This window comes from Achromobacter sp. FW305-C-28 (genome assembly GCF_058783235.1).
This window is the reverse complement of record NZ_JBYSYL010000009.1, coordinates 144,255-156,497: the sequence shown is the minus strand read 5'-3', so window position 1 is coordinate 156,497 and position 12,243 is coordinate 144,255. Positions and strand designations below refer to the sequence as shown.

10 protein-coding genes are annotated in these 12,243 nt (G+C 61.5%); 3 read left to right on the top strand and 7 right to left on the bottom strand.

The genetic code is table 11. The features are described 5' to 3' along the window. Window positions 1-119 precede the first annotated feature (119 nt). A complete protein-coding gene (locus AC3WMR_RS21535) occupies window positions 120-1,013 on the top strand; it encodes a hypothetical protein (protein ID WP_492264865.1) in 894 nt (297 codons plus the stop codon). Between the two features lie 124 nt (window positions 1,014-1,137). Beyond that, the gene (locus tag AC3WMR_RS21530) at window positions 1,138-1,887 is read left to right on the top strand and encodes a hypothetical protein (protein ID WP_492264864.1); all 750 of its coding nucleotides are present in this window, start codon (window positions 1,138-1,140) and stop codon (window positions 1,885-1,887) included. 2 nt (window positions 1,888-1,889) lie between these two features. Here the strand turns inward: AC3WMR_RS21530 and AC3WMR_RS21525 are convergent, their stop codons facing one another. From AC3WMR_RS21525 to AC3WMR_RS21515, 3 genes are all read right to left on the bottom strand, one after another. Next, the gene (locus AC3WMR_RS21525; RefSeq protein WP_492264863.1) at window positions 1,890-2,504 is read right to left on the bottom strand and encodes an ABC transporter ATP-binding protein; all 615 of its coding nucleotides are present in this window, start codon (window positions 2,502-2,504) and stop codon (window positions 1,890-1,892) included. A gap of 306 nt (window positions 2,505-2,810) precedes the next feature. After that, window positions 2,811-3,239, bottom strand: coding sequence for a CopD family protein (locus tag AC3WMR_RS21520; RefSeq protein ID WP_492264862.1), 429 nt, complete (start codon window positions 3,237-3,239; stop codon window positions 2,811-2,813). A gap of 3 nt (window positions 3,240-3,242) precedes the next feature. Then, on the bottom strand, window positions 3,243-3,554 hold the full coding sequence (locus AC3WMR_RS21515) for a DUF3817 domain-containing protein (RefSeq protein WP_492264861.1): 312 nt from the start codon (window positions 3,552-3,554) through the stop codon (window positions 3,243-3,245). 301 nt (window positions 3,555-3,855) lie between these two features. On the opposite strand from AC3WMR_RS21515, the gene AC3WMR_RS21510 reads away from it, so the two are divergent. Continuing rightward, window positions 3,856-4,863: a GlxA family transcriptional regulator gene (locus tag AC3WMR_RS21510; protein ID WP_492264860.1), complete on the top strand. Its 1,008-nt coding sequence runs from the start codon at window positions 3,856-3,858 to the stop codon at window positions 4,861-4,863. A gap of 39 nt (window positions 4,864-4,902) precedes the next feature. Here the strand turns inward: AC3WMR_RS21510 and AC3WMR_RS21505 are convergent, their stop codons facing one another. The 4 genes from AC3WMR_RS21505 to AC3WMR_RS21490 form a co-directional block, all read right to left on the bottom strand. Then, the gene (locus AC3WMR_RS21505) at window positions 4,903-5,235 is read right to left on the bottom strand and encodes a hypothetical protein (protein WP_492264859.1); all 333 of its coding nucleotides are present in this window, start codon (window positions 5,233-5,235) and stop codon (window positions 4,903-4,905) included. A 445-nt stretch (window positions 5,236-5,680) separates the two neighbouring features. Next, complete coding sequence (locus AC3WMR_RS21500; protein WP_492264858.1) at window positions 5,681-8,869, bottom strand: type I restriction endonuclease subunit R; 3,189 nt, start codon at window positions 8,867-8,869, stop codon at window positions 5,681-5,683. After that, window positions 8,870-10,222 (bottom strand): restriction endonuclease subunit S, encoded by a 1,353-nt coding sequence (locus AC3WMR_RS21495; protein ID WP_492264857.1) that lies wholly within the window; start codon window positions 10,220-10,222, stop codon window positions 8,870-8,872. Next, window positions 10,219-12,195: a type I restriction-modification system subunit M gene (locus AC3WMR_RS21490; RefSeq protein ID WP_492264856.1), complete on the bottom strand. Its 1,977-nt coding sequence runs from the start codon at window positions 12,193-12,195 to the stop codon at window positions 10,219-10,221. The genes AC3WMR_RS21495 and AC3WMR_RS21490 overlap by 4 nt, the downstream gene beginning before the upstream one ends. Window positions 12,196-12,243: the final 48 nt, after the last annotated feature.

Sequence of the window (12,243 nt, the reverse complement as noted above, 5' to 3'; positions counted from 1 at the left end):
AGACGCGGGCGGCACTGAAGATCCAGGCCGTCACCCGGGAGGGGCTTGCCCCGGCAATCGCTTGCCAGGGCAGGCAAGCACAAGGCGCTTTTCACGAGTCCGACAAGAAGATATCCAACATGCAAACCCGTCCGAACGCTCGCTTCCCCACCCGCCGCTTGCGCGCCGCCGTGGCCGGCCTGTGCGCCGCCACCCTGGCCACGGTATTCGCGCCCGCCGCCACCGCCGCCGAACCGGCCACCCCCACCAAGCTGGACGTCGCCCAGGCCGCCGCCGTGACGCCGCCCGACGCGCCCACCGTGTTGAACATCATCTACGAAGTCGACACCAACGGCGCCGATACCTATCAGATGCGCGACGGCAGCGTGGTCAACTACTGGTTCGGCCATGCCTTTGACCTGGACGGCACCCGCTACTTCACCGGCTTTGTCTGGCACACCCGCGCCACGTACGGCAAGCCCATCGAAGAAGCCGGCCCCGACACCCAGGTCAACCTGTCCGAAGTCACCTTCACCCTGACCGGCTCGTCGCCCGAACGCCCCTGGAAATTCCGCGGCCTGGAATTCACGATCGGCGAGTTCGGCGCCTACGAGCGCCCCGAAAACGTCGACACCCGCCGCAAGCCGCTTGAATACCGCACCCCCGCCGGCAAGCTGGTGCTGGCCGTGCCCACCGAAGGCTTCGAGAACGGCGTCAGCTTCGAAGGCTACGCCCTGTTCGTCTTCAACATCGGCCCGCGCGACGAGGTCAAGGAACACGTCTGGACCTACATCGGCAGCATCCTCACCGGCGACGACAACGCCGCCGCCTGCGACGGCGGCGAAGTCATGCCTTGCGCCACCCGCAGCGGCAAACTGGGCTTTGCCGCGCAGGCCGGCAGCGACATGCCCCGCCTGACCGTCACGCCCAGCGGCACCATGATCACCGGGCCGGGCAAGACCCGCCAGCTGGGCGCGGCCGACACGGTCACCTACGTCTACGACGCGGCCAAGAAGAAATACGCCGAGAAGTAAGCCGCAAGGCAAGCCGCGACCATCGCATGGCAAGCCCGCGGCCGGACCCGCGGCTTGCGATGCCCCCCGTGTCGTCGGGGACGTGTATGGCCCGAAGTGACCTGCGATCGCCAAGGCCCATTGCATGGGCACCCGCGGCGACATCATCCAACCCAGGCGCGAGCGCACGATGCAGAAAATCGAAGGCGCGACATTGCAGATGGCCCATGACAAAGGCCAATCCCATTTTCAGAACCTGCATCTGCACGACTGCACGTTCGACAACTGCAGCCTGTCGATGGTGAAGATTCCCGCACGCATGTCACGCGTGCAGCACGTCCGCCTGTCCGGCTGCCGCGCCGTCAACGCGATGATCATGCCCTGCGTGTTCGAAGACGTGGTGGTTCAGGACTTGTCCACCAACCCCATCCTGCTCGTGTGGGCCTCATTCTTTCGGCGCGTGACACTGGCCGGCAAGATCGGCAAGATCAACCTCAACCTCGCCCCCGAAGCCTTCTGCCAAGACGGCCCGCGCCTGGCCCAGTTCGCCGCCGCCCGCGCCGCGTTCTACGCCAACACCGACTGGGCCCTGGACATCAGCGAAGCCAAGCTGCTGGGCCTGCGCTGCGAAGGCGTGCCCCTGCACCTGATCAAACGCGATCCGCGGACTCAGGTCATCCTCGACAAGCGAGGCCGCTATCCCGGCCACCAGGCCCTGGACAAACGCTTTGCCCAGGCCTTTCCCATTGCCGACAGCGTGCTGAGGGGATTCGATGAGTCAGACCATCCCGCCATGCTGATGGCCGCGTCGCTGGCCGCGCCCAAGAAGCGGCGCGACGAAGAGCTGGGCGCGATTGCCGAGCTGCGTACGTTGGGGTTTCTGGAAGACGCCTGACGCTAGCGCAGCGCCGTGACTTCAACCGAGCGCGCGCCACACGCCTGCACCAGCTCGGGGTCATGGCTGGCGAACAACACCACGCGGTCTTGCGCCCAGGTCTTGAACACCTCGGCCAGCACATTGCGCGCCGCCGTATCCAAGCCGTTGCTCGCGCCATCGGCAATCACCACCGCCGGATGCCCCAGGTTGGCCGCCGTCAGATAGACCTTGCGGCGCGTGCCCGTCGACATCTGCTCGAAGCGCTTGTCCAGGTGCGGCTCCAGGCCCAGGCGGCGCGCCAGATCGAGCGTGGCGTCGTCCAGCGGCACGCCTTTCTCGGACGCCACCTGCGCAAGCAAGCCACGGCCCGTCTGCATCGGCGCCGTCAGGCAGTTGTCCGGCACATACGCCAGCCGGGCTCGGGCCGCTTGCGGCGCGTGCGTCAGCGAATGGCCGTCGATCCAGACGTCGCCGGCATCCGGCGCGACCACGCCCGCGATGATGCCCAGCAAGCTGGATTTGCCCGTGCTGTCTTCTTCGCACAGCGCCACGCAACCCGGCGGGAACGTGTGCGTCAGGCCTTGGAAGACGACGTAGTCGCCGTAGCGCTTGGTGAGGTTTTCGATGCGTAGCATGCGGAGAGTTTACGCAGGAACACCGGGCGGGGCCAGATCGAATGGCCTTCGGGCGGGGGGTTCGTGTCGGAATCGCGAGCCGACACGCGGTGCCTCAAAATGCACCTGAACTTTTGCCGGTTTTTTTTCCAATTTGTCCGGTCTCTATTCCATTGAATTTTCAGGATTCTTCAATGAAATTGACCACTCTGCCGTCGAAAAAACTTCCGGTTATTTTGCCGCTCTATTTGCCGATTTATTGGCCTATTTTTTCCAGAATCCGGACTATCAGCCCAGGGGCTGTGGGCCCTCCCACCCTGGCCAGCGTCAGAACGGCTTCACCACCACCAGCAGCACAATCAGCACCGGCACCGTGAGCACCACCGGCAACAGCCGTCCGCGTCCCAGGTCGCCCGCATCCCCCGCCACGTCGGCCAGCCGCCGCAACCGCCCCGCCTGCATTCCATGCACCGCCGCCAGGGCCAGCACCAGCGCCAGCTTCACCGACAGCCATCCGCTGCCAAACCACCCCGCGCGGGTCGCCAGATACACACCGCTGGCCAGCGCGCCCACCATCGCCGGCGTGGTCAGCATGCGCTCCCACTTGCGCAGCAGGCGCAGCCGCGCCAGTTCCTGCGGCAGCGCCGGCCCCGGCAGCTTGTCGGCCGCCGCCAGCACGAACGCCTGCACCACCATCCCCGATACCCAGAACAGCACCAGCACCAGGTGCAGCGACTTGATCAGCAGATACGCCATCGCCTACGCCCGCACCGTGCGGCCCAGCGACCGCGCAATTACAAAGCCGCCAAACGGCACCACCGTCGCCACCAGCGTCCACACCAGCCGCTTGCGCGGCCACCCCTGCGCCGCCGCCACATTGCAGGCCAGCGCGAGGTAGACCATGAACGCCACCCCATGCACCGGCCCCACCCACGACACCACATTGGGCACGCCGGCCAGGTGCTTCAACGGCACCGCGATGCCCAGCAGGACGAGCAGCGTCACGCCTTCCAGCATGGCCGCCCATTTGAACAGGGCAGGGGTTGAGGGGTCGGGGTCTTTCAGGGACATGGCGGTGGTGCCTGGTGATGGGATCAGCCGCATTGTCGGGGGTGGCGGCATTGACGGCCATTGGCCAAAATGCCAATCTTCGAAAGAAATCGGCCAAGTGGGTTTGATTGCCAGATCCGTCGGTATCGGTCGTCCAAAGTGGGGCTGGCGTCCTTATCCGGCCGCCACTGCCGCGCCAAACGGGCGTGGCCGCCCAGATCCGCCTGTCCCCGCCACTCCAAGCGGGTCCGGCCGTCTGATCTGCCAGCCCCAGCCGCCCGTCCCAAACGCACCTCCAGCCCAACCCTTCGGAACTTGATGCATGCCCAAGCCAGCCCCTCACCGCGTCGCCGTCCTCGCCTTTGACGGCCTGGTTGCGGGCGACCTCGCCATGCCTTGCGAGATCTTCCAGCTTGCCGAAACGCTCGACGGACGTTTGCCGTACCACGTCGACGTCTGCGCCAGCCGGCCGCGCGTCAAGAGCCATGCCTACGACCTGCACGTCCGAGCGCGGCTCGACGTGGCGCGCACGGCGAACACCATCGTCATTCCCGGCTTGGCAGACCCCAGGCAAGACGTGCCGAACGACATCGTGGACGTCGTTCGGCACGCCCATGCGGCGGGCGCCCGGATTGCCTCCATCTGCACGGGCGCGTTTGTCCTGGCCGCCAGCGGCATCCTCGACGGCCTGAAGGCCACCACCCATTGGAAAGCCGCTGATCAGCTGGCGCAGCGCTATCCGAAGATTCAGGTGAACCCCAACGTGCTGTTCGTCGACAACGGTCAGGTGCTCACATCCGCGGGTGCAGCGGCCGGCATGGATCTGTGCCTGCACATGATCAAGCGCGATCACGGCGCGGCCGTCGCAGCCAATAGCGCGCGGTTGGCGGTGGTGCCGCTGGAACGCACGGGCGGGCAGGCGCAGTTCATCGTCAGGCCAACGCCCACGTCGCATACAGATCTGACGCAATTGCTGCATTGGATAGAAGGCCGGCTGGGCGAGAACCTCACCGTGCGCGCGCTGGCCGACCAGGCTGCGGTCAGCGTCAGGACGTTGAATCGGCGGTTTCAGGAACTGCTGGGGGTGAGTCCCCTGCAGTGGGTAATCCAGGCCAGGGTGAATCGTGCGCGGGGGATGCTGGAGACGACGGACCTACCCGTGGAGAGGGTCGCGATGGCGGTGGGGTTTGGGTCAGCGGTGTCGCTGCGGGAGCATTTCTTGGGGATCGTGGGAACGAGCCCGATGATGTATCGACGGGCGTTTCGACGGGTGGGGGAGGGCTTGGGTGACGGTTTGGCTGGCGGCTCTGGTGTGACGGCTGGGGCTTGATGCGCATCGCATTGTCAGGCCCGAGCCGTCTGAGCAGGCCTACTGCATCGATCTGGGCGCGTCGTGGGTAAGGCAGCCCAGGCTTGCGTCATCCGTGCAGGCACGCGCGGATTCCAGCAGGGCGTCGGTCAAGGTGCCCACATGCGCGCACAGGCCTTCCACACCGCCCATCAATGCGGTGATGGTCCATGCATCCAACGGCTGTGCGCCGGTCGCGTCAGGCTCAGCGGCGCTGTTGCCGACGAGGCGCGCGATGGTCTCGATCGCGAAGCGGGCGCGTTCGATGTTGTAGAGCGGGGCTAGGGGAACGAAGCCGTGTTCGGGGTCGGTGTCGACTAGCCAGGGGTTCTGGGTGAGGGGGTGGGATTGCATGAAGGGCTCCAAAGACTGATGAAGCCCGCTCCCCACTTCCAAATGGGGTGGGCGGGCACGAGGCAAGGTTGGAAGACCGGCGTCTTTGGAAACCGGCGTGCGCGAACGCACCCTCGCCAAGGCCCGCCCATAGGGACGTGCAAAGGCGCTCGGACATGAAAAAGCCGCCAGAGCGGCGGCGGTCCGCCAAAGACATTGCCGGCTTCCAAACCGGGCTACCGGTGGTGCGGTAGTGGGGGGAGTATACGTGAGCTGATCCGCCCCTGTGTTCGTGAGTGACATTTCAGCTGCACCCAAATCATGCCATCAGATGCGCGCTTTCCAACGGCTGCTACGCTTCGATTGCCGTCCTGCGTCGAGCGGCACCACCGCTATATATGCTCGCACCAATCGCTGAGGAGCAGCGTCAGGTCGTCTTGAAAATCCGGAATTGCCATAGTCACGTCTAACCCTGCTTGCCGCCTCGAAAACCACTCTCATCGAGACCTGCCGCCGACGTAAGCATCTTCAAAATCACCAGCGCAAACGCTCGGCTCTTGGTTTCGCTATCCAACACTTCTAGCGATAGCTTCTCGTGGTCAGTCATGGCATCCAGCACGGTGTCGAGCACGCGTTTAGGAAAAAGGCCGTGCATCACCTGTTCAACCGAGTGGTTGTTCACCTGGGCCATCACGTCCTCCTGGCGGCTAATGCGATTGGCAATGCCGGTGAGGAACTCCAACTGATCTTCATCACTCACCTCTGCACCGAAGATATCGTTCAGTGCCTCGATTATTTCCGAAAGCCGCTTCTTCTCCGAGTCATATGCCTTGCCGCTGCCCAACGCGCTGGCCGGGTCGAGGCCATAGACACCTTGCTCTTCATTCAGCCGTAGCTGATGTTCAGCACGCTTTGCCAGGCGGTAATGACTAAGTTGCAGTTCACCCACATCAACGTCCTCATGCTCCAGCCGATCCACGCGCAGCAGGGGGTACAAGTGCTTGGCGTACACGCACAGCTGCTCCAGCTCGCGATCCTCATATGGAATGATCTGCGAGAGGAATTCGTACAGGCGCACAAAGCTCTGCAGATTCTTGCGGAACAGATCGAGTTGATCCACCTGCTCACCGGCCTCCTTAACTGCTGCCTCGGCCTTCTTCTCGCCCAGGCTGTCACCGTTCTGCTCGGCGGTACGCTTGAAGTTCAGCGCATGCTGGCGTGATTCCTGCGCCAGCTTGTAGCGTTTGGCAAAGCGCTCCCTGGCCGGGGCGCAGTAGTAGCTGAGCTTGCTGGCGGCTGCCTTGGGATTGAAGAAGGCAAGCGCAAACGCGGCCACCTCTTCCCAGTGGTAAATACCCTCGGCATCCAGCTTCTTCTGCAGGTCATAGATGAGCTGCGGGTCAGTTACGTCGGTCAGTTCGGCCTTGGTGTAGTACGGCAGGAAGGCCTCGAGAATGTCCTGGGCGTCGTTGAAGAAGTCGAGGATGAAGGTCTGCTTGCCGGGGAAGGTACGGTTCAGGCGCGACAGGGTTTGCACGCAGTCCACGCCCTGCAGCTTCTTGTCCACGTACATGGCGCACAGCTTGGGCTGATCGAAGCCTGTCTGGTACTTATTGGCGGCGATCATCACGTTGAAGTCCTGGGTATCGAAGGCTTCCGCCAAGTCTCGCCCATTCAGGCCGGGGTTGAGCAGGCTGCTGCTTTCCGTCACCTCCTCCGGGATCACCCCATCCGGCAATACGCTGCCGGAGAAGGCCACCAGCGGATGCACATCGTTGTAGCCCATTTGCTTTACATAGGCCTGCACCGCCAACTGGTAGCGCACCGCTTCCTGCCGGCTACTGGTGACCACCATGGCCTTGGCCTGGCCGCCTAGCAGGTGGCGGATATTGGCGCGGAAGTGCTCGACAATCACCTCCACCTTCTGGCTGACGTTGTACGGATGCAGGCGCACCCAGCGCGCCAGCTTCATACGCGCCTTCTTCGAGTCCACTTCCTCGTCACCGTCCGGGTGGGCGATCTTCCAGGCTGTGCTGTAGGTGACGTAGTTCTGGAGCACATCGAGGATAAAGCCTTCTTCGATGGCCTGGCGCATGGAGTACAGGTGGAACGCCTCGGGCTTGTTGTCAGGGCCGCGTGGCTGCGTTGGATCAGGCTCACGACCGAACAGCTCCAGGGTCTTGGCCTTGGGCGTGGCGGTAAAGGCGTAGTAGCTGATGCGCTCGTTCGGTCCGCGTGCGGCCACGGCAGCATCCAGCAGTTCCTCTGCACTGATCTCTTCCGCATCCGGTGCATCGCTCCCGAGGATCTGCTTCAGCTTGCTGGCCGATGAACCTGTCTGCGAGGAATGCGCCTCGTCGGCAATAACCGCATAGCGGCCGCTAGCCAGTCTGGGGTACTTGTCCAGCGCATCGAACAGCGCCGGGAAGGTCTGGATGGTGACGATGACGATGCGCGTCTGCTCGGCCAGCGCCTCGGCCAGCTGCTCAGACTTGCTCTGGTTGCCGATATCCCGGGTGATGCACTTCACCACGCCCTGGGCGTGCTCGAACTGGTAAATGGTTTCCTGCAGCTGCTTGTCCAATACGGTACGGTCGGTAATCACGATCACCGAGTTGAACAGCCGCTGGCCCTCGGCATCGTAAAGCGAGGCGAGTTGATGCGCCGTCCAGGCAATGGAGTTGGACTTACCGGAGCCGGCACTGTGTTGGATCAGGTAACGCTTGCCCAGCCCTTCGGCTCGGCTGGTCTCGATCAGCTTGTTCACCACTTCCCACTGGTGGTAGCGCGGGAAGATCAGGGTTTCACTGGTAACGCGATTGCCGTCGGCATCTTCTTTCACAGTCTTCTGAAAGTGTAGGAAGCGGCCCAGCACCTTGAGCCAGGCATCAGGCTGGAACAGGCGCTGCCATAGGTAGCCGGTGGCGTACTGGCTGTCATCCGGCGCTGGCGGGTTACCGGCACCGCCGTCGAGGCTGCCCAGGTTGAACGGCAGGAAGAAGGTCTCCTTGCCGGCCAGCTTGGTGGTCATCGCCACCTCATCCTGGCTCACGGCAAAGTGCACCAGCGTGCCGCGTTTGAAGGTCAGCAGCGGCTCGGGCTTGCGCGTCAGCGGGTCTTTTACCGGGCGGTCGTAGCGATACTGGCGCTTGGCGTTTTCCACCGACTGCTTGAACTCGCTTTTCAGCTCCAGCGTGGCGGTGGGAATGCCATTGACGAACAGCACCAGATCCAGTCGCGGGTTGTACTCCCCTTCCCGGTAATGCGGCGAGTAGGACACCTCCGGCACCACGCGCAGGCGGTTGCACTGGTAGCGCTTGAGGGTGTCCGGGTTCATTCCGTGGTCGGGCTTAAAGCTGCAGGCCTCGACCTTTACCCCCGGTAGCTTGAAGCCATGGCGCAGCACATCGAGAGTGCCATCCTGCTCCAGCTCGCGCACCAACTTCTGCACCAGCACGCCTTCCGGATTGCTCGGATTGGCCTTGGCGAACTTGTCCCAGCGCTCCGGCCAGGCTTCCTGGAAGTAGCCGAGAAAGTCCTCGGTATACAGCGCCGTACGCCGGTCATAGCCACTGGCTGGGCCGGTACGCCAGCCCTGGGCGATCATGGCAGCGATGATGTCTTGCTGGAATTGAGCTTCCTTGCTGTCCGCCATTTATACGGCCTCGCGTACGGATTCTGGGGCTTGGGTGCTGGCCGGTGGTTGCCAACTGTGCACGTCGATTTTGCCGGTGACTGCGGCGGAGATTAGGGCTGAGCGGCGTTCTTGAAGATGATTAGCCAACAGTCCTGCTTCGTTAATCAAAGAATCGAAACTCGCCATCTCTGCATTAAGAAAATACTCTATGGATATCTGCTCATTTATGGGCGGAACCGTAATCTTGATCTTTGCGATATGCCCAGAGCTCAAGTTCATTTGACTAGTTTCGTTACCGCCATCCCGAATGTGCGGATACGCAGCAATGAAAAATAAGCGCAGATACTCTACGCGAATACGACTACCCACAAAGATCCCCGCGCAGGCCTGATTGTAGGCTGCCTCAATATCTAAAATAGCTACCCTCCCGCGCGTGACCCCCTGCCCATACATAGCCATTAGCAAGGTTCCTTTTGGAGCAACCTTGGCAGCGGAATTCTTAACGCCTTCGCGGGTTATATTCTCTTCGGCCTGAAAGATATTCTCGTAGTTAACCTCGCCAGTCTTTATCCAAGGTATATCTCCGCCCCAATACTCGGGAGTTCCTCTATCAGGGGTAGCCCCTGTATCAATTCCAGCAAAATACCCTAGCGCCCCGACCTGCCAATGCTGTGGTATCTCACGCAGCCACTCCACTCCGGAGTCCTTCATCGGCACCGTTGGGTCGAGTCCTTTGGTGACGCCGTGGGCGATCACGGCCTGGCGCTTTTCCTTGAGCAGTTCGATCAGGCGCTGCTGCTCGTCGATCAGCGCGTCAATCCGGGCGGTTTCATGGTCGAGAAAGTGGGCGATTTCCGCTTGTTCTGCCACTGGAGCAACTGGCATAGATAACGAGCCGAACTGCTCATATGTAATTGTCCGCCCCTCTCTAATTCCCGTCGTTACGGACTGCAATGCAGAGATATAAGAGCGCGCCTTAAGCAGGTACCTGAAATAGCCAGGAAAAATATTTGCCACATCTCTGCATCGAAGAACTGTATATGCAGGACTAACACACCCATCATATGCTGAGTATTCTATGCCACCCTGGAATGATCTCAGGCTTATCACAAAGTCGTTGACTCTCACCTCCCGAAAGCTCTCAGTGCCAGAAAGCGCCAGAACAACTTTAGTGTCGTTCTTTTCCATGAAATCCTTTTGAGGAATCACGCCATACGCCTGGGTTGCCGCCAACTGTTCAGCACAAGGCTTAGCCGAATCTCGTACATTGCGGAATAGCCGTTTAGCAGTGAGTACCGCCCAATGCTCCGGGATCTCTCCTAGCCATTCAACCCCAGAATTCCTGTACGCCGGATACTTCGGAAAGCTCATGCCGACAGCCCTTCGATCATCTGCTTGATCCGGTCAGTGCAAGCCTTCAGATCGCTGTCGATCTCTTCCAACGGACGTGGTGGCTGGAACACATAGAAGTGGCGGTTGAAGGGAATCTCGAAGCCGACTACTCCGACTTCGCCGTCCTGCTCATCACGCTTGCTCTCGTCGATCCACGCGTCCGGCACATGGGGTTTCACTTCGCGTTCGAAGTAGTCGTATACCGACTCGTCCAACGGCACATTCTCATAGTCGCGCAGGCTGGCATCCGGCTCCGCCTTGCCTTTGACCGTGCAGATATCCGCCTCAGGATCGCGTTCGCTCAAAGCGTTAAGGATGGCCTTCAACTCTGGTGTGCTGGGGAATACATCTTGGGCGTTGAGCGAATTTTTCAGCAGCTTGCTGAACTGCTCGCGGTTGCGGTGCAGCACGCGGGCGTCCACGGCCTTTAGTGCGCTGATCAGCCGCTGGCGGGCCGGAGCCATCATTTTCTCGATGACCTTTTCTTCCAGCACCTTGGCTATGCGCTCTGGACTTGTCTGGAAGTTAAGACGCAGTGAGCGTTCTACAGTGATGCGCCGGTAGCCAAAGGCATCAACCGGGAAGATCTTGCTCTGCAAGGTTTCCTCGAAGCGGCCATACAGGCGCACCAGCTCGTCGATCTGCTCCTCGGTGATGTACTGGCGTTTGCTGCCCAGCGACTTGCGCATCTTGGCAAAGTGCTGGCTGCCGTCGATCAGCTGCACCTTGCCTTGGCGCACGGCGGCTTTGTGGTTGCTTAGCACCCACACGTAGGTGGCGATGCCGGTGTTGTAAAACATGTCGGTGGGCAGGGCGATGATGGCTTCGACCAAATCGTTCTGCAGCAAGTAACGGCGAATCTCCGACTCGCCCGAACCGGCACCACCAGTGAACAGCGGCGAGCCGTTGAGGATGATGCCAATGCGCGAGCCGCCTTCACGCAGGTCGCGCATCTTGCTGACCAAGTGCAACAGGAACAGCAGCGAGCCATCGGACACACGCGGCAGCCCCGGGCCGAAGCGGCCGTTGAAGCCCTTCTCGGTATGCTCGTCGGTGATCTGTTTCTGCACCTTCTTCCACTCCACGCCAAACGGCGGGTTACTGAGCATGAAGTCGAAGCGGCTGTCGGCCAGTTGGTCGTCGGACAGGGTGTTGCCTAGCTTGATGTTGGTAACGTCCTGGCCCTTGATCAGCATGTCCGCCTTGCAGATGGCGTAGGACTCGGGGTTCAGTTCCTGGCCATGCAGCGATACGGTCACTTTCTCACTGATGGACTGGATGTACTCGTCACCCTCGGAGAGGAAGCCGCCAGTGCCGGCGGTCGGGTCGTAGATGGTGACGATGCTGTTGGGCTTGAGCTTGTCGTCCTGCCCGGTAATCACCAGCGAGGTGGTCAGATGCACGATATCGCGCGGGGTGAAGTGCTCCCCGGCGGTTTCGTTGGAGCTTTCCGCGAACTTGCGGATCAGCTCTTCGAAGATGATGCCCATGCCGAAGTTGCTGATCCGCTCAGGGCTCAGATCGGTAGCGGCAAAGCGCTCGACCACCTGATACAGTAGGTTGGCGGCTGAGAGCTGCCCCACGAAATCCTCAAAGTGGAAGTGCTCGAAGATCTCGCGGGCGTCCTTGCTGAAGGACTGCACATAGCTCATCAAGTCGGCGGCGGTCTGGACGTCGGACAGCGTTCCTAGGCTCAACTTGGAGGCGTTGAAGAACTGCTGCCCCGAAGCGCGCAACAGCAAGCGTTCACGTACCAGATCAGGCCGGCCTTCCTGCGCATAGGACTCACGGATCACCGCTTCCTTGGTTGGCTCCAGCACGCACTCCATGCGCCGCAGCAAGGTGAACGGCAGGATGATGCGACCGTACTGGGACTGCTTGAAGTCACCGCGCAGCAGGTCGGCAATCGACCAGAGGAAGGCGGCAGTCTGGGAATGGTTTTCCGTGTTCACGTAAAAACTCCTGGGGTGAACTTGAAAAATCCGGAGTTTAACTCGCCA